22 protein-coding genes are annotated in these 21,894 nt (G+C 32.8%); 8 read left to right on the top strand and 14 right to left on the bottom strand.

Annotated features, from left to right (window positions below; genetic code table 11):
• Positions 1-29: 29 nt before the first annotated feature.
• Genes QZZ51_RS07355 through QZZ51_RS07345 form a run of 3 tightly spaced genes read right to left on the bottom strand, consistent with a single transcriptional unit; the run spans position 30 to position 3,392 of the window.
• Positions 30-725 carry an ABC transporter ATP-binding protein gene (locus QZZ51_RS07355; RefSeq protein ID WP_291868016.1) on the bottom strand — a complete coding sequence of 232 codons (696 nt, stop codon included), beginning with the start codon at positions 723-725 and terminating at the stop codon, positions 30-32.
• A gap of 56 nt (positions 726-781) precedes the next feature.
• Positions 782-2,032: an efflux RND transporter periplasmic adaptor subunit gene (locus QZZ51_RS07350; protein WP_291868014.1), complete on the bottom strand. Its 1,251-nt coding sequence runs from the start codon at positions 2,030-2,032 to the stop codon at positions 782-784.
• A gap of 1 nt (position 2,033) precedes the next feature.
• Positions 2,034-3,392, bottom strand: coding sequence for a TolC family protein (locus QZZ51_RS07345; protein ID WP_291868011.1), 1,359 nt, complete (start codon positions 3,390-3,392; stop codon positions 2,034-2,036).
• Positions 3,393-3,619: 227 nt separating this feature from the next.
• Here QZZ51_RS07345 and QZZ51_RS07340 point away from each other — a divergent pair, with 227 nt between their 5' ends.
• Complete coding sequence (locus QZZ51_RS07340) at positions 3,620-4,987, top strand: sigma-54 dependent transcriptional regulator (RefSeq protein ID WP_291868008.1); 1,368 nt, start codon at positions 3,620-3,622, stop codon at positions 4,985-4,987.
• Positions 4,984-6,324, top strand: a complete 1,341-nt coding sequence (locus tag QZZ51_RS07335; protein WP_291868006.1) for an ATP-binding protein — start codon at positions 4,984-4,986, stop codon at positions 6,322-6,324. Before QZZ51_RS07340 ends, QZZ51_RS07335 begins: the two co-directional genes overlap by 4 nt.
• 4 nt (positions 6,325-6,328) lie before the next feature.
• Here the strand turns inward: QZZ51_RS07335 and QZZ51_RS07330 are convergent, their stop codons facing one another.
• From QZZ51_RS07330 to QZZ51_RS07310, 5 genes are read right to left on the bottom strand one after another with little or no spacing between them, the layout of a single operon-like run.
• On the bottom strand, positions 6,329-6,658 hold the full coding sequence (locus tag QZZ51_RS07330) for an MGMT family protein (RefSeq protein WP_291868004.1): 330 nt from the start codon (positions 6,656-6,658) through the stop codon (positions 6,329-6,331).
• A 3-nt stretch (positions 6,659-6,661) separates the two neighbouring features.
• Positions 6,662-7,291 carry a LysE family transporter gene (locus QZZ51_RS07325; protein WP_291868002.1) on the bottom strand — a complete coding sequence of 210 codons (630 nt, stop codon included), beginning with the start codon at positions 7,289-7,291 and terminating at the stop codon, positions 6,662-6,664.
• A gap of 6 nt (positions 7,292-7,297) precedes the next feature.
• Positions 7,298-7,969 carry a tRNA (guanosine(46)-N7)-methyltransferase TrmB gene (gene trmB, locus QZZ51_RS07320; RefSeq protein ID WP_291867999.1) on the bottom strand — a complete coding sequence of 224 codons (672 nt, stop codon included), beginning with the start codon at positions 7,967-7,969 and terminating at the stop codon, positions 7,298-7,300.
• A 54-nt stretch (positions 7,970-8,023) separates the two neighbouring features.
• Positions 8,024-9,088 carry an ATP-binding protein gene (locus QZZ51_RS07315; protein WP_291867998.1) on the bottom strand — a complete coding sequence of 355 codons (1,065 nt, stop codon included), beginning with the start codon at positions 9,086-9,088 and terminating at the stop codon, positions 8,024-8,026.
• Positions 9,088-9,774, bottom strand: a complete 687-nt coding sequence (locus QZZ51_RS07310; RefSeq protein WP_291867995.1) for a response regulator transcription factor — start codon at positions 9,772-9,774, stop codon at positions 9,088-9,090. Before QZZ51_RS07310 ends, QZZ51_RS07315 begins: the two co-directional genes overlap by 1 nt.
• Before the next feature lie 186 nt (positions 9,775-9,960).
• On the opposite strand from QZZ51_RS07310, the gene QZZ51_RS07305 reads away from it, so the two are divergent.
• The 5 genes from QZZ51_RS07305 (at position 9,961) to QZZ51_RS07285 (ending at position 16,968) form a co-directional block, all read left to right on the top strand.
• A complete protein-coding gene (locus QZZ51_RS07305) occupies positions 9,961-12,786 on the top strand; it encodes a TonB-dependent receptor (protein WP_291867992.1) in 2,826 nt (941 codons plus the stop codon).
• 46 nt (positions 12,787-12,832) lie between these two features.
• Entirely contained in the window at positions 12,833-14,848 is a 2,016-nt protein-coding gene (locus QZZ51_RS07300) for a hypothetical protein (RefSeq protein WP_291867989.1), read from the top strand.
• 272 nt (positions 14,849-15,120) lie between these two features.
• A complete protein-coding gene (locus QZZ51_RS07295) occupies positions 15,121-15,423 on the top strand; it encodes a T9SS type A sorting domain-containing protein (protein WP_291867986.1) in 303 nt (100 codons plus the stop codon).
• Positions 15,424-15,578: 155 nt separating this feature from the next.
• Positions 15,579-15,902 carry a T9SS type A sorting domain-containing protein gene (locus QZZ51_RS07290; RefSeq protein ID WP_291867985.1) on the top strand — a complete coding sequence of 108 codons (324 nt, stop codon included), beginning with the start codon at positions 15,579-15,581 and terminating at the stop codon, positions 15,900-15,902.
• Between the two features lie 85 nt (positions 15,903-15,987).
• Positions 15,988-16,968: an acyl transferase gene (locus QZZ51_RS07285; protein ID WP_291867972.1), complete on the top strand. Its 981-nt coding sequence runs from the start codon at positions 15,988-15,990 to the stop codon at positions 16,966-16,968.
• 2 nt (positions 16,969-16,970) lie between these two features.
• On the opposite strand, the gene QZZ51_RS07280 is transcribed toward QZZ51_RS07285, so the two are convergent.
• The 4 genes from QZZ51_RS07280 to tyrS all read right to left on the bottom strand — a co-directional run bounded on the left by QZZ51_RS07280 (position 16,971) and on the right by tyrS (position 19,695).
• Positions 16,971-17,411, bottom strand: coding sequence for a hypothetical protein (locus QZZ51_RS07280; RefSeq protein ID WP_291867969.1), 441 nt, complete (start codon positions 17,409-17,411; stop codon positions 16,971-16,973).
• A 67-nt stretch (positions 17,412-17,478) separates the two neighbouring features.
• Positions 17,479-17,679, bottom strand: a complete 201-nt coding sequence (locus QZZ51_RS07275) for a helix-turn-helix transcriptional regulator (protein ID WP_291867966.1) — start codon at positions 17,677-17,679, stop codon at positions 17,479-17,481.
• A gap of 1 nt (position 17,680) precedes the next feature.
• On the bottom strand, positions 17,681-18,301 hold the full coding sequence (locus QZZ51_RS07270; protein ID WP_291867963.1) for a DUF2975 domain-containing protein: 621 nt from the start codon (positions 18,299-18,301) through the stop codon (positions 17,681-17,683).
• A 98-nt stretch (positions 18,302-18,399) separates the two neighbouring features.
• Entirely contained in the window at positions 18,400-19,695 is a 1,296-nt protein-coding gene (gene tyrS, locus QZZ51_RS07265; RefSeq protein WP_291867961.1) for a tyrosine--tRNA ligase, read from the bottom strand.
• A 164-nt stretch (positions 19,696-19,859) separates the two neighbouring features.
• Here tyrS and QZZ51_RS07260 point away from each other — a divergent pair, with 164 nt between their 5' ends.
• Positions 19,860-20,867: an SDR family oxidoreductase gene (locus QZZ51_RS07260; protein WP_291867959.1), complete on the top strand. Its 1,008-nt coding sequence runs from the start codon at positions 19,860-19,862 to the stop codon at positions 20,865-20,867.
• On the opposite strand, the gene QZZ51_RS07255 is transcribed toward QZZ51_RS07260, so the two are convergent.
• Entirely contained in the window at positions 20,842-21,270 is a 429-nt protein-coding gene (locus QZZ51_RS07255; protein ID WP_291867957.1) for a DUF4296 domain-containing protein, read from the bottom strand. The two genes, QZZ51_RS07260 and QZZ51_RS07255, sit on opposite strands and share 26 nt — an antisense overlap.
• 3 nt (positions 21,271-21,273) lie before the next feature.
• A partial coding sequence (locus QZZ51_RS07250) for an amidohydrolase family protein (protein ID WP_291867954.1) occupies positions 21,274-21,894 on the bottom strand: 621 nt, incomplete at its 5' end.

The raw sequence follows: 21,894 nt of genomic DNA, 5'->3' as shown, positions 1-21,894 counted from the left end.
TTGATGAATAAACTCCTGAATAGGCCCTCTTAAATCGTTGCCCCTATGGCTCTGTTTTTACTTTCTGTTACTATTTGACCATCGAATAAATTAATTACTCTGTGTGCATAATGCGAATCTCTATCGGAGTGGGTAACCATTACAATAGTTGCTCCTTCTTGGTTTAGCTCGGTTAAAAGATTCATTACTTCAATACCATTTTTAGAATCTAAATTCCCTGTAGGTTCATCTGCTAAAATTAATTTTGGGTTCGTAACCACTGCTCGCGAAATAGCTACCCGCTGTTGCTGCCCTCCTGATAATTGTTGCGGAAAATGTTTTTCTCTATGCGCAATTTTCATACGCTCTAAAACTGCCATTACTTTTTGCCTACGCTCCTTTTTATTCATTTTTAAATAAATAAGAGGCAATTCTACATTTTCATAAACAGTTAATTCATCGATTAGATTAAAGCTTTGAAAAACAAAACCTAAATTTCCTTTTCGCAATTCTGTTCTTTGGTTTTCTTTAAGATGAGCAACCTCATGCCCTCCAAAATTATAAGAGCCTTCCGATGGGTTATCTAACATACCTATAATATTCAATAATGTAGATTTACCACAACCCGATGGTCCCATTATAGCAACAAACTCTCCTGCTTCCACTTTAAGATTAACGCCATTTAACGCAAGAGTTTCTACCTCCTCTGTTCTAAAGCTTTTTTTTAGATTTTCTATTTGTATCATTATTTTGATTGATTTTACTTTTTATAAATTTGTACTACTATTTAATATGGTAACAGCTACTTTAATACAATACGTTCTGCATCACCGAAACTGTCATAATTAGATGTGATAACTTTTTCTCCGCCGTCTAAACCTTCTAAAATCTCATAATGTCTAGAATTTTGCTTTCCTATTTTAATATTTCGTTTAATAGCTGTTTCGCCATTACCGTCTACCACAAAAATCCACTGTCCGCCAGTACTCTGAAAAAAAGCACCTTTGGGTAATAAAAGAGCATCACTAGACTCTCCTAATTGTAACTTTATATTATAACTCTGACCTGCTCTTATAGTCTCTGGTTTGTTTCCGGTAAATACCAAATCCACTTTAAATTTACCATTTCTAACTTCCGGGTATACCTTACGCAAACGCAGTGTATATTCCTTACCATTACGCTCTAAGGTAGCATTTAAATCTCTTTTTACGCGATCAATATAATGTTCATCAATGTCTGCTTCTATTTTAAAATTTGTTAATACATTGATTTGCCCAATACGCTCTCCTTGTGCTATACTTTGCCCAATTTCGGCATCTAAAAAGCCCAATTGTCCGTCCGCAGGAGCCCTAACATTTAAATGATCAATACGCTCATAAACCATAGAAAGTGTTTTTTGCATTCGCGCTAAATCTGCATCTAGTTCTTTTAATGAAGTTTTTCTAAGGGAATTATCTTGATCCGTTTGTACTTGTACAATTTGCAATTGTTTTCTAGACAATTCATAATCTTCTTGGGCAACTGTATATGCTTCTTTTGAAATTAACTCCTCTTTATACAAGGCTTCGTTTTGTTCAAAATTTCGTTTTAAACGATGCAATTCGTACTCGGTAGTTGCTAAAGATTTTTTACCTTCTACTTGTCTAGAATCAAAAGTTAATTTGGTAGATCTTAAATCATTTTGCTTTAAAGCCAAATTACTCTCACTAGCCAAAATTTGCTCGTATAAATTTCTATTCTCCAGCTTTAAAATAATGTCCCCTTTCTTAACAGTTGCCCCTTCTTCAATAAGTTTTTCTGTTACACGGCCACCCTCATAAGCATCCATATAAATTGTAGTAATAGGAGCAACAGAACCATTTATGGTAATATAATCATCGAACTTTCCTGGGGTAACCTCGGCAATAGTAAGTTTGTCTTTTTCCGTTCTATACGTACTCCCAGAAGTATTAAAGAGTAATTTCCAAGCCACAAAAACCAACAATACACCCAATGCAATATATCCGTAGTGTTTTAATTTTAAGCCTTTCTTTTTTTCTAATTGTATATCCATTTTAAAAATTTGTATTAATGTTAAAAACTGGAAGACCTCTATAAAAATCCAGTGTACTACTATTCATTTTTAATAATAACCCTGCCTGTAATCTTCTGCTTTGGGCTGTTGCAAATAAGTTTTTTGCTTGGTTTAAATCTACCGCACTCAGGAGACCTTTTTCATATTTTTTTTGCGCTATTTTAAATGCTTGTTCCTCGGCATTCATTTGTTTTATAGTTTGCTCATATTCTACGGACAATGCATTTTTTTCTTGCACTAATTGTTGAATAGTTTGGTACACTAGCTGCTGCTGTATTTTTAAACCATTGCTTGCTCTTTCTAGTTCTATTTTTTGTTGTTTTACACGGGAACGTTTGGACCATTTATCACTAATAGGAATACTAAGAGAAACTCCAATTTGCTTGGATGTATTATCTTCTATCTGCGTTCTAAATGGAATTATATCGTTTGTATTTACATCTATATTCGTCTCAAAATATCCGGTACCGTAACCCGCAAAAATGGATAAGGAAGGATACAGTGCCCCTCTTGCAATTGCAACTTGCTTCTTTGCCGCTTTCATTCTAAATTTTTGCGCTTTTATCGTTGGCAAAAAACCCAATGCTTCCGTATAAATAGAATCTGTTTCTATTTTTAATTTATTTTGGTCATTATACACTTCTAATGGATTGGTTTGTATTTCAATAGTGTTCTCTCCTTCTAAGTTTATTGCTTGAATAAGTCTCAATTTAGCCCCTTGTACTAGGTTTAAGTTTTGTGTAACCTCTAAATCATCTGCAAGTAAGGTCGATTCCGCTTCATAAATATCGGCTCCTGCTTTTAAACCTAACTCAATTTGTTTTTTTACCAGTTTTAAGTTAGTCTTAGAAACTATTCTTTTACTTTTCGAGATAGCTAAAAGTCCTTGGTAATACTGAATATCATAAAAAGCAGACATTACACTAAAAGCAAGTGTGAACTTTTGCTTTTCTACATCTTCCATATTTGCTTTATGCAAATATTTAGATGCCTTTATAGCATTAATCTTTTGAAACCCTTGGAATACATCTAAGGAAGCATTTATAGAATAATTGTTAGAGAAAAAATCGGTATTTACATAGGCCCCACTATTAGGATCTTCTGAACGCCCAAACCTTAAATTATAATCCGAATAACCAGAAATACTGGGTAAAAGATTACGTTTAGATTGATTGTATGTTTCTTTTCCAGAGTTCGCTGTTAATGCAACATCTTTAAGGCTTAGGTTATTAGCAATAGCATGTGATACACAAGCATCTAATGTCCATGCCTTCTGACCATAAAAATTAGTAACCATTAGTAGCGTTACGAAAAAGAGTATTTCTTTTTTAAAATTCATACCGTTATTTAATTTCTCTTTAGAGATATTTTTATTTTGTTCCCAACTATATAAACCACCTTCGTGCCACAAAACAAAACAACTGATTATCAGGTGATTACAATTTATTTTAAAAATACTAAATTTAAAAGTGTAAAATAGTTATACAATAACTGTCCAAAAATTTTACACATGGGAGCAAGTTGCTTAATGAAATTGTAGTTTTAGTTTATATAATTAATAGTATTATGGTTGATGCTAAAATTTTGGTGATTGATGACAATAAAAGCGTTTTGAGTGCGCTTGAAATTCTTCTGCAATCTGAGTATAATAATATAGATACCATTTTTAATCCTAATCAGATATCCTCTTACCCAAATCTAAAGGAGGTTGATATTGTACTATTGGATATGAATTTTTCTGCAGGTATAAACTCTGGTAACGAAGGGCTTTTTTGGTTAAAAGAGATTTTAAAGAAAAGCCCAAATACCTCCGTAATAATGATGACGGCTTATGGTGCTGTTGAACTTGCCGTACATGCTCTTAAAGAAGGGGCTTCAGATTTTATTTTAAAACCATGGAATAATGAAAAGCTTTTGATTACCGTAAAATCTGCCTATAATCTTCGAAAATCGAAAAAAGAAATTCATCAACTAAAAGAAAAAGAGAGTCGCTTAACGCAACATATAAATGAAAATAAAAATTATATCATTGGTAATTCTAAAGCTTTAAACAGTGTTCTGAACCTTACTCATAAAGTAGCTAAAACAGATGTTAATGTATTAATTACTGGAGAGAATGGCACAGGAAAAGAACTAATAGCTAGAGAACTACACCGCATGTCTCCCCGCAAAAACGATGTTTTCATAGGTGTCGATATGGGAGCAATCTCTGAAAATTTATTTGAAAGCGAGCTTTTTGGTCACACCAAAGGTTCTTTTACAGATGCCAAGGAAGACCGAGCAGGTAAATTTGAAGCTGCACATGGTGGCACCTTATTCTTAGACGAAATCGGGAATATTTCTTTGCAAATGCAAGCGAAATTACTATCCGCTATTCAACAAAAAACTATAGTAAGAGTAGGCTCTAACAAACCCATTAATGTGGACATTCGTTTAATTTGCGCTACCAATTGCAACTTAGAACAAATGGTAGTAGATGGTTTGTTTAGAGAAGATTTATTGTACCGTATAAATACAATTACTATTGAAGTACCCCCTTTGCGAGAAAGAGATAACGATGTCCTGGTTTTAGCCGATTTCTTCTTAAAAAAATTCGGGAATAAATATGCAAAACCCAGTCTTAAAATAAACGTTGATGCCGAAGAAAAGCTAAAAAACTACCCCTGGCCTGGAAATATTAGAGAGCTGCAACATACCATGGAAAGAACCGTGATTTTAAGTGAGGGCTCTGTTTTAAAACCTTCGGACTTTTTGTTAAATACTGGGAGCTCTACAACTCTTAATAATAGTACTGCAACCCTTGAAGAAATGGAGCTACAACTAATTACTAATGCCCTAGAAAAACACAATGGAAATTATAGTGCTGCCGCATCTCAACTAGGCATTTCTAGACAAACCTTATATAATAAAATTAAGAAGAATAGCAACAGATGATTAGTAAAAATTTTTATTCTCAATTAATTATTAGAATTATAGGGATTGTACTCTCCTCCATTGGAATGGCTTTTCTTTTTATAAATAGCCGTAAAGCTATTGCTGTAGTTATATTTCTAATTCTAATTATACAAACGGTACTTTTAATACTATACGTTAATAACACGAATAGAAAAATAGCCTATTTTTTTAATTCTATTAAGAACGAAGATTTTACACTCCGTTTTTCTGAAACTACCAATATAAAATCATTGAGAGAGGTTAATTCTAGTATGAATATGTTAAATAACATGATTCAGAAAGTATATCTTAAAAATGAAGCGCAAGAAAAATACTATCAAGAAATAATTAAACAGGCTAACATTGGCATTCTAACAATGAATAAAAAAGGACATATTCTTTTTGCAAATCCTATGATGGAAAGCCTATTAAATTATAAACCACTAAATCATATAAATCAACTATTACAAATTAACACAGAACTCCACACCCTATTTTCTGAGATTAAACCTTTTGAAAACAAACTTTTTCAATTTGCCAATGAAAGAGAAAAAGTACAATTGAGCATAAAATCTACCTCTATAATTTTAAATAATGAAGAACTATTGCTTGTTGTAGCGCAAGACATTCACAAAGAATTAGATAAAAAAGAAACAGATTCATGGATACGCCTAATAAAAGTGCTAACACATGAAATCATGAATACCATTACACCTATTACGTCTATCTCTGCATCTATTCTTAAATTTTTTAAAGCAGGAGATACTACTATTCCTTTAAGTGACTTAACGGAGAAACAAGTGCAAAGCACAGCAAAAGGGCTAGATGTTATAAAAGAACAAGGCGAAAATTTAATGAATTTTGTACAATCTTACCGTACATTTTTGAATGTTCCAAATCCAGATAAAGAGCCTGTATCTGCATTAAAAATTCTAGATAACGCAAGACTTCTTTTAACAAGCCCCAACAATAATATTACTATTAAAACTATTGTAGAACCAACTGACTTGAAGTTATTTATTGATGAAAAAATGATTAACCAAACCCTAATTAATTTAATAAAAAATGCGATTCAGGCATTGGAGAATAACCCTTCTGGGAATATAAAACTTATAGCAGGAATAGACCCTAACAATAGAAAGTATATACAAGTACGCGACAATGGCTCTGGTATTTCAGAGGAAGTCTTAAATGAAATTTTTGTGCCTTTCTTTACAACCAAAAAAACAGGTTCTGGCATAGGTCTTAGCCTCTCCAAACACATTATGCGTTTACATGGTGGCAGTATTAATGTAGTCTCGAAAAAAGGAAATACTGTATTTACGCTTCTTTTTTAATCCTTTACAATTCTTTAAAAGGATCCCAAAAATGCGTTTCTAAATTTTGGATTTGATTATCTATAACTACAACCCCTTCACTCTCTAATAACTGTTGCATAAGATTGGTGCCATCAAAATGATGTTTGCCAGTTAAAATTCCAGCCTTATTTACTACTCTATGCGCAGGAACATCTTCTTTAAGACTAGAACCGTTCATTGCCCAACCTACCATTCTGGCGCTGCGTGCTGCTCCTAAATGTTTTGCAATAGCACCATAGGAGGTTACCCTCCCTTCGGGGATTAAACGGGCAATCTCATATACCCTTTCAAAAAAATTTTGATTATCTGCCATGCCCTAATTATTTAACAACCTAAAAATGGTAATAACAAATAACATTAGCATTAATCCACTTAGCACATAATTAGAATTCTGAGAAAATTTATTGGTCTTATTTTCTAACTTATTAAAATAAACAGTATACATATATAGTACAGAAAATGTACCTAAGCCCGCAGCTAAAACAAATACAACAATGTCCCATAGTTCAAATTTTATCCAACCAGAAGCATTCCACATTACATTAAGTCCACTATAATAAGGAATGGTTAAAAGGTTTAATGCAGCTAATAAAACGCCTTTAAAAAAACTATTCTTTTTACTTACTTTAATAACCTTAACTTTCTTTTTTTTGTTCTTACGAGCAGCAATAAAAAAAAACACAGCAAAAAATGCAAAAACTACCAAGGCTATCTGCAATAAAATCTCGATTATATTTGGATTATTATGCAGCATCTTAGAAATTAATACTGCCACATATGCTTGTACCATTATTACCGTAGAAACTCCTAAACTAAAAATTATACCATTTAACTTTCCTTTTTCTACACTAGTTTTAGCGGCATTCATATTTAGTAATCCTGGCGGAACTGTTGCCATAAAAGCTGCTGAAAATGTAGCAAAAAAAAGGATTAGTAAATGCCCCATAGAACTCTAGACTACTCTAAATTTAATATAAGTGATTGGTTTTCCTTTTTCAAGATACTGATTTTCGTAGAAAGTCTGTATTTTTAATACTTCTTCTGGGCTTCCTCCATTTTTATACACATCGTGATTGGCATAAAGAACCTCCAAACCTAAACCGTGTAGTAAGCCTAAAGTATACCCATGCATAAATTCGGAATCCGTTTTTAAATTAACCGTTCCGTCTATTTTTAAAATTTGCTTATATTTCTCTAGAAAAACTTTATTAGTCATTCTATGTTTGGTACGCTTATACTTTATCTGAGGATCGGGGAAAGTAATCCATATTTCGGATACCTCATTTGCTTCAAAAATTTTATCTATCAGTTCTATTTGCGTTCGCAGGAAGGCTACGTTAGTTAAGCCCTCTTCCAAAGCTGTTTTAGCACCGCGCCAAAAACGAGCTCCTTTTATATCTATACCAATATAATTTTTGCTTTTGTCTCTTTGGGCTAATCCAACCGTATATTCTCCTTTACCACAACCTAGTTCTAACACAATTGGGTTGGTATTACCAAAATGTTCTGCCCATTTTCCTTTTTTAGAAAAAGTGCCTTCTTCTATTTCTTCTCTAGTTGGTTGAATTACGTTGGAAAATGTTTCGTTTTCCTTAAATCTCTTGAGTTTGTTTTTGCTTCCCACAGAAAGTATTTTTTTTTGCGTGCTGCAAATCTAAGAAAATCAATGATTACCCAATTATAGATTTACATCTATTTCTTCCGTGCTTTTTTCAAGTGTAAACGAAAATTCTGAGCCTAAATCTTCTACACTTTCTATATAGATTTTTTCTCCATGCGCTTCAATAATATGTTTTACAATGGAAAGGCCTAATCCAGAACCTCCTTCTTTTCTACTTCCACTTTTATCCACTCGGTAAAAACGCTCGAACAATCGAGGAATGTTCTGAGCAGCAACCCCTTCTCCATTATCCGTTACCCTAACTATAACTTTGTTCTTAATTAAATTCTCTACACTAACTTCTGTTGTACCATTAACATGCCCATATTTAATAGAGTTTACTAATAGGTTCGTTAATACTTGCTGAATTTTTTCTTCATCTCCAAACACATAAATAGGTTCTGGGTAATCCATATCGAACATTAGTGTAATTTCCTTTTTGCTTGCTTTCATTTCTAAAAGGTCAAAAACGCTTTGAATTAACTCTATTACATTAAACCTAGCTAATTCAAGATTTAAATCTCCTACTTCTAATTTGGTAATAAGATCTAAATCTTTTACTATATAAATTAAACGATCCACTCCTTTTTCGGCTCTCTCCAAATATTTTTTTCTAATTTTTGGATCATCCATGGCACCATCTAACAATGTTAAGATATAACCTTGAACAGTAAATAATGGTGTTTTTAATTCGTGCGATACATTCCCTAAAAAGTCTTTTCTATATTCTTCTCTAATTTTTAAGGTGTCTATCTCTATCTTCTTATCCTGCGCAAATTTCTCAATTTCTGCGGTTAACGTTCGCATGTCTGTAGTAATTGGATCCGATGCCAAAGAAGAAGATTCTAGAAGAGCAACATCATCATATATCTTTTTAATTCTTCGATATATAAATTTTTCTATTCTAACTTGTAAAAGAGCAAAGGAAAAAGAGAATAAAACTAAAATAAATAAAACTAAAACGCTATAATTAACTGCCTCTGTATACCATTGTAGTCCATACAAAATTACTGCAGCAAAAAGTGCAATAATCATGGATGACCTAACTGCAAATCTATAAGACCTTTTTACTTTTATGGCCATTACAATACGAACTTATACCCTACTCCCTTTACGGTTTTAAAATGATCCTCTCCAATTTTCTCTCTTAATTTACGAATATGTACATCTATAGTACGCCCACCAACAACAACCTCATTACCCCAGACTTTATCTAAAATAACTTCTCTTTTAAAAACCTTATTTGGTTTAGATGTTAATAATGCTAATAATTCGAATTCTTTTCTTGGAAGAATTATTTCTTTTCCATCATTAATAATCTTGTACTCTTCTCTATTAATAATAATATTCCCAACCTGTACAATATCTTCCGAAGCTTCATTATCTTCTTTTAGCCTTCTCAATAATGCTTTTACTTTGCTTACTAATACTTTTGGCTTTATAGGCTTTGTAATATAATCATCTGCTCCAGCATCAAAACCTGCTACTTGGGAGTAATCTTCGCCTCTTGCTGTTAAAAAAGTAATAATTGTATTCTCTAATCCAGAGGTTCCTCTAATTATTTCACAAGCCTCAATACCATCCATTTCGGGCATCATAACATCTAATATAATTAAATGAGGTGTCTTTTTTTTAGCCATTGTAACCGCTTCTACCCCATTCTTAGCTGTAAAAACTTGGTACCCTTCTGTGGATAAATTGTAGCTAACAATTTCCAAAATATCTGGCTCGTCATCTACTAAGAGAATCTTAATGTCTTTCTTTTTCATTTGGTTTTCTATTAGGTTATCCGCCAAAAGTAAAGATAATACTATTACGCCTAACGCCGCTTAACATTGATTTAATATAGTAACAATAAAGTAACACTAAAACAATAAATCTTTAACGTGGGGGTAACTCCACTTTTACACCTCCAAGCTTTCTTTGCGCCATAATAGAACAAATTATATATTTTAATGAGAAAATTTTTAACGTGCTTTTTCGTATGTAGCGCAGCGCTAATACAAGCACAAGAAACAGGAAGTATTGTAGGTACTTTAACAGACAAAGAGGTAAACAACGAACCGCTACCTTTTGCTAATGTTTTAATTAAAGGTACTACCAAGGGTGCTACTTCTGATTTTGATGGTTTATACGAAATAGCTAATCTAGAACCAGGAACTTACACTGTTCTCTATAGTTATTTAGGATATGAGACTATAGAAGTTCCTAATATTAATGTTGAAAGTGGCAAAGTAAGTACTATTAATGTATCTATGAGTGCTTCTCAAGGAGTTTCCCTAGATGAAGTTATAGTAATGACTTCAGCAAGAAAAGATTCGGAAGCTGCTTTATTATTAGACCAGAAGAAAGCAATAGAAATTAAAGAAAGTATTGGCGCCCAAGAACTTGCTAAAATAGGCGTTTCTGACGTAGCTACTGCAACCACTAAAATATCGGGTGTTTCGAGCAGTAAAGGTTCTGGAGATATTTTTGTGAGAGGACTAGGTGACCGTTACCTATCTACTACATTAAATAACCTTCCGATACCATCCGATGATGTGGAAAAAAAGAATATTGACTTAGGACTTTTCCCTACTAGATTAATTCAAAATGTAAGTGTAAGTAAAACTTATTCTTCTAAATCGTCTGCTGATCAATCATCAGGAACAATTAACATTACATCCAGAGAATTAAGAGGTTCCGAGGAACTTGCTATCGGAGTATCTGGAGGAGTAAATACAAATGTTACAAAAAATGGTGTGTGGGACAACTTTAAAGTTTCTCCCAACTCAAAAAATACAAGTTTTGGTTTCTATTCTCAAAATTTTAGTACACAACAATTAATTACTAAACAAGGGTGGAATACTAAAAAACAGAATGCTCCTTTAAATCATTCTTTCTCATTAACTGCAGGTAAAAAATTTAAAGAAAAGATTTCTACATTTATTACCGCTTCTCATTCAGAATCTTATGGATATCAACAAGGCGTATTCAAACAATTTGGCGACAATTCTATAAAAGATTCCATTTTAGACGCAACCATTTTTGAAAAAACTATATTAAATACTGGTTTACTTGATATTGTTTATAGAATAAATGATAAACATAAATTGAAATCTAGTACTTTCTTTGTTAATAAATTAAAAGAAGAAGTATTTGAAGGTGGTCGAGATGGCAAAACATTACGAAATGATGAAACAAGTATAGCTGATGGTTTATCTCAATTCATCCGAGATCAAAACACGAAACAAACACGTTTACTTACAACGCAATTAATAGGTACACATCATTTGTCTGATAAAAACAAATTAGAGTGGGCAGGTAGCTACAACCTATTAAACGCTGATGAACCTAATAGAATAAGAAACGAATTAAATATTAGTCCTGATGGGTCATTTGTTCAATTTGGAAGAGTCGGTGGATTTCAACAAAGAAAATCGAATCAAAAAATTGAAGATTTAGAATATAATGGATACATAAAAAATCTTACACATTTAATAAATAAAGAAAACAAATCTTTTAAAATAGAGTTGGGCCTTTTTTATAGAAATAAAACAAGGGATTTTAGCTCCGAATTTGTAGGTGCAGAAGAAACTTCACTAAACGCGGTAAACCCAACATCAATAGACAACATTGGCGCGGTAATTCAACAAGGGGCTTTTGATGCCGGCCTTCTAGAAATCAATTTGCTTGGCACCAATAGAAATGGAGAAAACAAAGACATATACACCGGAGATTTAAATTCTTCCGCAGCCTTTACCGATTTTAATATTGGTATTAATAAATGGAATTTCAATGTAGGTCTTCGCTATCAAAAAGATGAAATAAAAGTTAATTATGATATCGGAAATAGAAACCCCAGAACAGGAAACACCAACAAAGATTACAACAACGTATATCCTAGCCTTAATGTAAAGTATTCGCTTAACGATAAAAATGCACTTCGTTTAGCTGTAAGCCGAACAATTACATTGCCAGAATTTAAAGAAATTGCTCCTTTCGAATACATTTCTCCAACAGGTCAATTATCTACTGGCAACCCCAATTTGGAAGCTTCTTATAATTTAAATTATGACTTAAAATGGGAGTGCTTTCCTTCTAATGGTCAATTAATTTCTTTATCAGCATTTCACAAAAGTATTTCTGACCCAATTAACAGAGTAAGAAAAAGAAGTGCATCTGGTGTATTCTCATATTTTAATTCTGGTGAAGAGGCTAATATTTACGGATTAGAATCTGAAACTAAAATAAATTTAATTAGTCCGAGTGAAAACAATGAAGATGGAACTAAATCTGGATATGAATTAAATCTAGTTTTTAATGCAACTCGTATGTGGCATAAGCAAGATCTAAAAGAAGTTTTCAATGCCGATGGAATTTTAGTTAATAGTTTTAGATATAACAATAATGATGAGATAGGGCTTCAGGGGGCTTCTGATTGGATATTTAATTCCAGTCTAAACTTTACCACAGCTAGTGAAAATCCTTTTTCTGCTTCATTAACGGCCAACTATGCTTCTGATAAAATATATTCTTTAGGCGTTTTAAACGACCAACCAGCGGATCAATTCTATGATGATGCTATTATTGAAAAAGGATTTGTTGTTTTAGATGCTGTTATTAGCAAGAAAATTAACAAACATTGGAGCACTCGTCTTGTTGGTAAAAATCTATTAAATCCAGAAATAACTCAAGAACAAAAAGTAAAAGATATTAACACTAAAGTTGAGAAAAACAGAACTGTCCTTTCTTATACTTCTGGAGCGAGAATTAGCCTAAGTCTAAATTATAGTTTTTAAATTAATCATTAACATAAATACTAAAACCATTTTTAAACATTACATTATGAAAAAGAATCTTTTAAACATTTCGATGCTTATCGTTGTTACGTTTACCATGCTTTTAACTAGCTGTGGCAGCGATGACAATGATCCTGATCCAGTAACAGCAACATGTACGGATAAAATAAAAAACGGTGATGAAACTGGTATAGATTGTGGCGGTTCTTGTACTCCTTGTGAAGAGACCACTTTAACGGGTTCAATTTCTGAAGATCGTACTCTTAATGCTTCTATAGCATACACTCTTACAAAAACTTTTAGTGTAGAACCTGGGGCAACTTTAACTATACCTGCTGGAACTAAAATTATTGCAGACGTTGAATCTGGAGATGAAACAGAAACGTATATAGTTATCCAAAAAGGCGCAAAAATAGATATACAAGGAACCTCAACTAATCCTGTTATTATGGAATCCGCAAATTCAAAAGCTGGTGACTGGGGTGGATTAGTAATTGCTGGTAACGCAACAACCACTAAAGGTGTTGATGCAACTGCTGAAGTAGGTAACATATTGTACGGTGGTACTGTTGATACGGATGATTCTGGTTCAATCAAATATTTAGTAATTAAATATGCTGGTGCTCAGATAAATACTGAATCTCAGTATAATGGTCTTACACTTTATGCCGTAGGATCTGCTACTACTATTGATAATGTTGCTATGTTAGATGGTAAAGACGATGGGGTTGAGTTTTTTGGCGGAACCGTTTCTGCTTCTAACATTTACCTTGAAAACAACCAAGATGATGCTGTCGATTGGACAGAAGGTTGGAATGGTACTATTACGAACACTTATGTACTAAACACTAAAGGTTTCTCTACTGCTGTAGAAGGTGACAAGGCAAATAACAACCCTAAGCTTATTAACTTTACGGCAATTTCTGAAATTGGCGGAACTGCTTTACAATTTAAAGCTACTTCTGGAGCTACAATTACTGGTCTTTCTTTAGCTGGTTTTGATACTACTGTAGACATGAAAGATAATGGCCCTTTGGTTAATGTTCAAATTGATGGCGCTGATGCAGATCCATCGAATCTATACATAGCAACTCCTTCTGTTGATATAGCCTCTTTTGCTTGGGTTAATTCTAGTACAGAAGTAACTACTAGCGTAATTTCTGGATCCATAACTAGCAATTTAACTTTAGATGCAGATATTAAGTATTTTTTAAGTAAAACTTTAAGCGTAGAATCTGGAGCAAAATTAACTATCCCAGCAGGTACTACTATTGTTGCTGATGTTGAATCTGGAGATGAAACAGAAACGTATATAGTTATCCAAAAAGGTGCAAAAATAGATATACAAGGTACTTCTGCTAACCCAGTTATTATGACTTCTACTGGGGAAACTGCAGGTGACTGGGGCGGCTTAGTAATTGCTGGTAACGCAACAACTACTAAAGGTGTTGATGCTACTGCTGAAGTAGGTGATATATTGTACGGTGGTACTGTTGATACGGATGATTCTGGTTCAATCAAATATTTAGTAATTAAATATGCCGGTGCTCAGATAAATACTGAATCTCAATACAATGGTCTTACGCTTTATGCTGTAGGATCTGCAACTACAATAGATTATGTTGCAATGATAGATGGTAAAGATGATGGAGTTGAATTTTTTGGTGGAACGGTTTCTGCTTCTAACCTTTATCTTGAAAACAACCAAGATGATGCTGTCGATTGGACTGAAGGTTGGAATGGTACAGTTACTAATACTTATGTTTCACACACTCTAGCAGCATTCTCAACTGCTGTTGAAGGAGACAAAGTGAACAACAATCCTAAATTGATAAACTTTACCGCAGTATCAACTGTAGGAGGTACGGCTTTACAGTTCAAAGCTACATCTGGAAGCACACTTACCAATATTCATTTATCGGGCTATGCAACTAATGTAGACATGAAAGATAATGGCCCTGTAGCTAACGTAATTGTGGATGGAACTGCCCTTACTACTGCAACTGATGATGTATTTAATGCGACGGCATTAGATATAACTACTTGGACTTGGTTTCAATAAAAATGTATTCCTAAAGGAATAAGAACAAACAGTACAAAAAGCCTCGCAATTGCGAGGTTTTTTTGTTTCACATAGATTACCGTCAAATAAAGGAGAGTTTTTGAAAAAAATCGGTTTCTAAAAGTCAGAAAAAAGAGACTATACTCTATTTTCTGTGTATTTCAACGATCTTTTTGCATTTCATCGATCTTTTTACAATATCCGTGCTCTCTAAAATTAAACAGGAGATAGAATTTATATATTTGTGGTATACTGTTTGTATAACATAACCTATGAAGCACTTTTACCTTATTATTTGCTTTCTTTTTATCTCTCTAAGCTATGGTCAAAATAGTAATGGAGATATTGATGGGTTTAAACTCTATCCAAACCCAGTAACTACAGGAAAAGTATATATAAGTACATCTGCAAATGCTCCAAAACAAATATTCGTTTTTGATGTATTTGGAACGCAAATTTTAAAAACTACCATTTTAGGTAAAGAACTTAATCTAGGAAATTTAGATGCTGGTGTTTATGTTCTACGTGTTTTTGAGAAAAACAATGTTGCTACAAGAAAACTCATAATTAAATAAGAATTTTTTTTATTTTTTATCTCTATTTTAGAGAAATCATCGATGAAAAGCACACACTAATTCATTGACCTACAATTTATTGCGATTCACAACATTTTACCACACCCGCTTACAAAATTCTATATCTTTATAATGTTGACCCCAAATCAATATCCATGAAGAAAATCTACTTTATACTACTTTTTCTGGCTAGCTATACTATATCTGCCCAAGATGCAGTAAACTTACCAGACATACCTAATAGAGAAATTTCTGAATTCAAATTATATCCTAATCCTGTTTTTAATGGTTTAATTTATATTACTACACAAAATAATGAAGAGAAAGACATAATCATTTATGATGTTTTTGGCGAAGTGGTACTTATCGATAGAATTAAAAATAAAAGCTTAGATGTCTCTAAATTAATTTCAGGTGTTTATGTGGTCACCGTAACAGAGAATCAAAAATCTATTAGCAGAAAATTGGTGGTGAAATAGTTCTTCTAAAAATAACCATGTCATTTTACACATTCATTTTAATCTATTATTTACCATATTATTTTGGCTATTTTTGTTACCGTAAATGGTAGACGCTCAAAAAATATTTAAAATTAAAACTAAGGCAGAATTTAATGCTTTAACCCTTCAAATTTTTGAACATCAGTTTAAAACAAACTCGGTGTACAAAGAGTTCTGCCAACACTTAGGCAAAAACCCCTTAAACATTAAGAATACTGACGAAATTCCTTTTATCCCTATAGATTTTTTTAAATCTAAAACGATCCTCTCTAACGCAAAAACAGCAGACATCATTTTTACAAGTAGTGGCACAACAGGATCTGTTACAAGTAAACATTATGTTAGTGATATAAACCTATACGAAGAAAGCTATATAAATGCATTTAGACACTTTTATGGCAAGGAAGAAGACTATTGCGTTTTGGCTTTGTTACCATCTTATTTAGAACGCCAAGGTTCTTCTTTAATCTATATGGTGAATGATTTAATTAACAGGAGTTCTCATCCCGAAAGCGGTTTCTTTTTAAAGGATACAGATACTTTAATAGCAACCTTAAAAAAGTTAGAAGCTGCAAAAACTAAAACACTTTTAATAGGCGTTTCTTTTGCTTTGTTAGATCTAGTAGATGAAACCGAACTGAACCTAAAGAACACTATTGTAATGGAAACTGGCGGTATGAAAGGGAGACGTAAAGAAATGATACGGGAAGAACTACATGATACTCTTAAAAAAGGGTTTGGAGTTTCTAAGATCCACTCTGAGTATGGAATGACAGAACTTCTATCCCAAGCATATTCTAAAGGTAATGGTATATTCCATTGTCCGCCTTGGATGAAAGTACTAACCAGGGATACAGAAGACCCCTTAACCTTACAAGAATATGGAAAAACAGGTGGAATTAATGTAATAGATTTAGCCAATATAAACTCTTGTTCGTTTATAGCAACACAAGACCTTGGTAAAATTTATGAAGATGATAGTTTTGAAATTCTTGGTCGTTTTGACCATTCTGATATTCGTGGTTGTAATTTATTGGTGCTCTAAAATTATTTTTTTAACTGTTTGTACTCTAATACAGGGCCATCACAAGCAGCCCAACTCCCTCTTAAAATATCGCCTTTTACAAAATATAGTTGTTCTTTCTTGTTACTTGTGCAACTGGCTACAAGCCCTTCTCCTTTAGAATAGGTAAGTTCTAAATACTTTTGTTCATTAAGAGTTTCTGTGGTATAGCTCCCTGAGGCTTCTTTTACCTCTCCGTCCCAATTTCTAGATTTTATAAAAGTAGCATCGGAATTAAAAATATAATATTCTTGCCATTCCATATCTGCACCGGTGGTTTCGGAACCTGCAAAACTACCTGTCATTTTTACTAGCTCCCACTTTTGAGAATTAGCATCTAAAGTAGGTATATTCTCTTCCTCCGTATTACTACAAGACACAAACAAAAATGTTACTAAAACCCAATGTAAAACTCTAGTCTTCAATATTTCTCTTTAAAATTAAGATGTATAAATCTATTTTTAGTTGCGTTACTTAAGTAGTAAAAGCTTCTTACTTGTATTCCAGTAAATCTCCGGGTTGGCATTCTAAAACTTCACAAAGAGCTTTTAATGTAGAAAAACGAATCGCTTTTGCTTTTCCATTTTTTAGTATGGAAATATTAGCCATTGTTAACCCAACACGTTCCGATAATTCTGTAACAGACATTTTCCGCTTAGCCAGCATAACATCTAAGTTTACAATTATAGTCATTCTAAACAGTTAATTCATTTTCTTCCATTAAACCATTACCCTCTTTAAACACTTCACCAATAACCAACGCAAAGACCATGAAAAACAAAGAAGTAAAAGACAAATTAAAATTACTATGAATATAAATATGATCATCGCTTACTAAACTACAATAAGAATAACTTGATAAAATAAAAACCCCAAAGAAACACTTCCCCATTTTCTTAAAGGATAGAATATTTGCATTTCGAAACGTTTTTATTTTTTTTACCGATTGTATAACATTTTCAAATTCTTTAGTTGCTAAAAAATAAAATACCAGAATAAAAGAGTATTTTAAGAAATTAAAGAATAAGGCTCCACTTGTAATATTTACTAACAAAAAAGATTTCTTATTATTGGATACTTCAACATCACTTTTTTGGGTAGATACTTCCTGTTTTTTCGCAAAAGTTAAATTATCAAAAATTACCTTATTTTCGATGCCTTTTTCCCTCTTTACTAACTCAAAATTTTTATATACTTCAGGATATGCTTGAAAATGAATAAAAAAACCCATCAAAACAATAAATCCTAACCCATAAAATATTCGCAAAATCCTAGTAAAAACAATTGCTACATTTAGAAGTCTATTTTTCGTCATAATTGCTTACTAATTTTACGCAAAAATAACACAAATTTATTGATATTCGATAAATTATTATTAAATATCGATATTTTTTTGTTGAATTATATGGAAATTTATTTTGCCACTAACACAAAATAATTCTTTTTCCCTCTTTGAAGAAGAACAAACTTATCATTGATTAAATCTACCTTTGTAATAGTATAATCTTCTTTTACCTTTTCTTTATTTACAGAAATAGAATTCTGTTTTAGCTCTCTACGCGCTTCACCATTAGACCCTAAAAATCCTGTTTTAGCTGCTAAAGCTCCTATCATATCTAAACCATCTTCTAATTCGAATACTGAAATATCCGCTTGTGGCACACCTTCAAAAACATCTAAAAACGTCTTTTCATCTAACTTTCTTAAATCCTCTGAAGTAGATTTTCCAAATAAAATAGAGCTAGCTTTTAATGCATTATCTAAATCTTCTTGCGAATGAACCGCAATAGTAATTTCCTCTGCTAACCTTTTTTGCAGCAAACGCATATGTGGTGCTTCTTGGTGTTCTTTTACTAAAGCCTCTATCTCTTCTTTAGGAATAAATGTGAATATTTTTATATACTTCTCCGCATCGTCATCCGAAGTATTTAACCAATACTGGTAAAACTTATAAGGAGAAGTTCTATTTGCATCTAACCAAACATTACCACCTTCGGTCTTTCCAAATTTTGTTCCGTCTGCTTTCGTTATTAAAGGACAGGTAAGTGCATATCCTTTTCCGCCGCCAATTCTTCTAATAAGTTCTGTACCTGTAGTGATATTTCCCCATTGGTCACTACCTCCCATTTGTAGCGTACAGTTATACTCTTTAAAAAGATGTAAAAAATCGTAACCTTGTACCATCTGGTAGGTAAACTCTGTAAAGGACATGCCCTCTTTAGCTTCTGAAGAAAGTCGCTTTTTTACAGAATCTTTGGCCATCATATAATTTACGGTAATATGCTTACCAACATCACGAATGAAATCTAGGAATGAAAAATCTTTCATCCAATCGTAATTATTTACTAGAACTGCAGCATTTTTAGCATCACTCTTAAAGTCTAAAAAACGAGATAATTGTTCTTGTAGCCCGTCTTGATTGTGACGTAAAGTAGCCTCATCTAAAAGGTTACGCTCTGTAGATTTACCAGAAGGATCCCCAATCATACCCGTTGCACCGCCAATTAAAGCATATGGTTTATGGCCTGCTAATTGAAAATGTTTCAACATCATTACCCCAACTAAATGACCAATATGTAGAGAATCTGCCGTTGGATCTATACCTACATACGCAGATTGCATTCCTGATAATAAATGTTCCTCTGTTCCTGGCATTGCATCGTGCAACATTCCACGCCATTTTAACTCTTCTACAAAATTGGTAGCCATTGTTATTTTATTTTCAATAATTAAGATGCAAATATAAAAGGAATTCATTCATTCTCATATCTACTAATGTAATCTTATTATCACTCCCACACTATAAAATAGAGATTTAGAAAAATAATAGCTAAGATTATAGAATGTACCTACGCTTTTGCTACATTTGAAATATGGTTCTTGTTACTGGCGGTACTGGTTTAGTTGGGTCTCATCTTCTTCTGCAATTAGTACAGAAAGATACTCCTATAAAAGCAATTTATAGACAAGGCAGCAACCTGCAACGTGTAGTAACCATCTTTTCCTATTACGTTAATAACCCGCAAGAATTGTTTGATAAGATAAAATGGGTACATGCTGATTTATTAGATGTTCCTGCTCTAGAAATTGCATTTTTGAATGTAGAATATGTATACCACGCCGCAGCATTTATATCTTTTAATCCGAAGGATTACTCCCTATTAAAAAAAATGAATGTAACAGGAACAGCAAACATTGTAAATCTCTGTATTACCAATAGCATTAAGAAATTAGCCTACGTTAGTACTATTGGTACTATTGGCAAAAGTTACCCTAACGAATTAGCAACCGAGGAAAATGAATGGAAAGAAAACCATGTAAATGTTTATGCACTTACCAAATATAAAGCAGAATTAGAAGTTTGGCGAGCATCACAAGAAAATGTGCCTGTAGTAATTATTAATCCTGGTGTAATTGTTGGCCCTGGTTTTTGGGGCAGCGGCAGTGGTGCTTTATTTACCACTGCAAAAAAAGGACACTCTTACTACCCGCCAGGCGGAACTGGTTTTGTATCTGTTGCAGATGTAACCCAAATTCTAATAGGTTTAATGGTTTCTGAAACAGAAAATGAGCGTTTTATTACCGTATCCGACAATTTAAGTTTTAAAGAAATTCTTAGCCTTATTGTACCCAAACTAGGTAAAAAGAGCCCCAAAACGGAGCTTAAATTCTGGCAATTGCAAATTGGCAGATATGGCGATTGGTTATTAAACGTACTCACTAAAAAAGGAAGGCGAATCACTAAAAATTCTATTAACTCTTTAAAGCATAGAGAGTTTTATTCTTCTGAAAAAATTAAAAATACTTTACCTATGGAATTCTCTGACTTAGAAAAAACAATTAACCACTGTTGCTCTATTTTTTTGAAAGAGAATCCTTAATTTTTTTGGGTTTATTTTTATCTTTCAAGGCCTCTTTTTCTGCCTTGTTAACACTATCCTGTAACTTTTTTAAATCGTTTATTACTTTCTTTTCTCTTTTTAATAAAGTGTCTATCTCTGTATATATAGCTTCGTAAACATCTGGCTTAGACGCATAGTATCTATCGCTTAGTACAAACTGTAAACTATCTACGTTGAACTTCTTAAAAACGTAAGTGGTAGGGTCTATTTTATTCTCTTGAAACTTGGTGATATTTGTATTCTTAGCAACATTTACAATAACCATTTCTTTAAGAATTTCTACCATTTTATCTTTAGGAATAAGGTTCTCTGGTTTTTCCACTAATTGCTCATTGCAAGCGAAGAATAAAACAAACATCCCTAAGATTCCGATTTTTCTCATGCCCTATCTATTAAATGTTAGTCTTTTTGCATTACGTTTTTCAGAAAAATTTCCATTCTCATATGCCAAATGACCATTAACAAATGTATGCGTAACTTTAGATGAAAAGGTATTTCCCTCAAAAGGCGACCAACCACATTTATACGCTATATTTTCCTTTGTTACTTTCCATGCATCATTGGTGTTTACAACCACTAAATCAGCAAAAAAGCCTTCTTTAATAAATCCTCGTTTTTCAATCTCAAACAATCTTGCTGGATTATGACACATTTTTTCTGCTATCTTTTCTAGAGAAATAACCCCTTCCTTATACTTTTGTAAAAGTGCGGGTAATGCATGTTGTACTAACGGACCTCCTGAGGGAGCCTTAGTATACACATTATCTTTTTCTTCTAATGTATGCGGAGCATGATCCGTAGCAATTACATCGATACGATCATCTAATAAAGCTTTCCATAACGCTTCTCTATCGGTAGCTTTTTTTACTGCAGGATTCCATTTTATTAAAGTGCCTTTAGTATCATAATCCTCTTCTGAAAACCATAAATGGTGCACACAAACCTCCGCTGTAATTTTTTTCTGTTCTAATGGAATATCGTTTCGGAATAAATCCATTTCCTTAGC

The organism is Maribacter sp., assembly GCF_016744255.1.
In the GTDB taxonomy this organism is placed as follows: Bacteria; Bacteroidota; Bacteroidia; order Flavobacteriales; family Flavobacteriaceae; genus Maribacter_B.
This window is presented reverse-complemented; position numbering and strand designations above follow the sequence as displayed.

What these genes read in the sequence shown, in the direction of transcription:
- QZZ51_RS07305 (WP_291867992.1), top strand. Translation starts at nt 9,961, where the DNA reads ATGAGAAAATTTTTAACGTGCTTTTTCGTATGTAGCGCAGCGCTAATA.
- QZZ51_RS07350 (WP_291868014.1), bottom strand. Translation starts at nt 2,032, where the DNA reads ATGGATATACAATTAGAAAAAAAGAAAGGCTTAAAATTAAAACACTAC.
- QZZ51_RS07290 (WP_291867985.1), top strand. Translation starts at nt 15,579, where the DNA reads ATGAAGAAAATCTACTTTATACTACTTTTTCTGGCTAGCTATACTATA.
- tyrS (WP_291867961.1), bottom strand. Translation starts at nt 19,695, where the DNA reads ATGGCTACCAATTTTGTAGAAGAGTTAAAATGGCGTGGAATGTTGCAC.
- QZZ51_RS07340 (WP_291868008.1), top strand. Translation starts at nt 3,620, where the DNA reads ATGGTTGATGCTAAAATTTTGGTGATTGATGACAATAAAAGCGTTTTG.
- QZZ51_RS07295 (WP_291867986.1), top strand. Translation starts at nt 15,121, where the DNA reads ATGAAGCACTTTTACCTTATTATTTGCTTTCTTTTTATCTCTCTAAGC.
- QZZ51_RS07310 (WP_291867995.1), bottom strand. Translation starts at nt 9,774, where the DNA reads ATGAAAAAGAAAGACATTAAGATTCTCTTAGTAGATGACGAGCCAGAT.
- QZZ51_RS07260 (WP_291867959.1), top strand. Translation starts at nt 19,860, where the DNA reads ATGGTTCTTGTTACTGGCGGTACTGGTTTAGTTGGGTCTCATCTTCTT.
- QZZ51_RS07345 (WP_291868011.1), bottom strand. Translation starts at nt 3,392, where the DNA reads ATGAATTTTAAAAAAGAAATACTCTTTTTCGTAACGCTACTAATGGTT.
- QZZ51_RS07285 (WP_291867972.1), top strand. Translation starts at nt 15,988, where the DNA reads ATGGTAGACGCTCAAAAAATATTTAAAATTAAAACTAAGGCAGAATTT.
- QZZ51_RS07275 (WP_291867966.1), bottom strand. Translation starts at nt 17,679, where the DNA reads ATGACTATAATTGTAAACTTAGATGTTATGCTGGCTAAGCGGAAAATG.
- QZZ51_RS07355 (WP_291868016.1), bottom strand. Translation starts at nt 725, where the DNA reads ATGATACAAATAGAAAATCTAAAAAAAAGCTTTAGAACAGAGGAGGTA.
- QZZ51_RS07315 (WP_291867998.1), bottom strand. Translation starts at nt 9,088, where the DNA reads ATGGCCATAAAAGTAAAAAGGTCTTATAGATTTGCAGTTAGGTCATCC.
- QZZ51_RS07300 (WP_291867989.1), top strand. Translation starts at nt 12,833, where the DNA reads ATGAAAAAGAATCTTTTAAACATTTCGATGCTTATCGTTGTTACGTTT.
- QZZ51_RS07330 (WP_291868004.1), bottom strand. Translation starts at nt 6,658, where the DNA reads ATGGCAGATAATCAAAATTTTTTTGAAAGGGTATATGAGATTGCCCGT.
- QZZ51_RS07270 (WP_291867963.1), bottom strand. Translation starts at nt 18,301, where the DNA reads ATGACGAAAAATAGACTTCTAAATGTAGCAATTGTTTTTACTAGGATT.
- QZZ51_RS07325 (WP_291868002.1), bottom strand. Translation starts at nt 7,291, where the DNA reads ATGGGGCATTTACTAATCCTTTTTTTTGCTACATTTTCAGCAGCTTTT.
- QZZ51_RS07255 (WP_291867957.1), bottom strand. Translation starts at nt 21,270, where the DNA reads ATGAGAAAAATCGGAATCTTAGGGATGTTTGTTTTATTCTTCGCTTGC.
- QZZ51_RS07335 (WP_291868006.1), top strand. Translation starts at nt 4,984, where the DNA reads ATGATTAGTAAAAATTTTTATTCTCAATTAATTATTAGAATTATAGGG.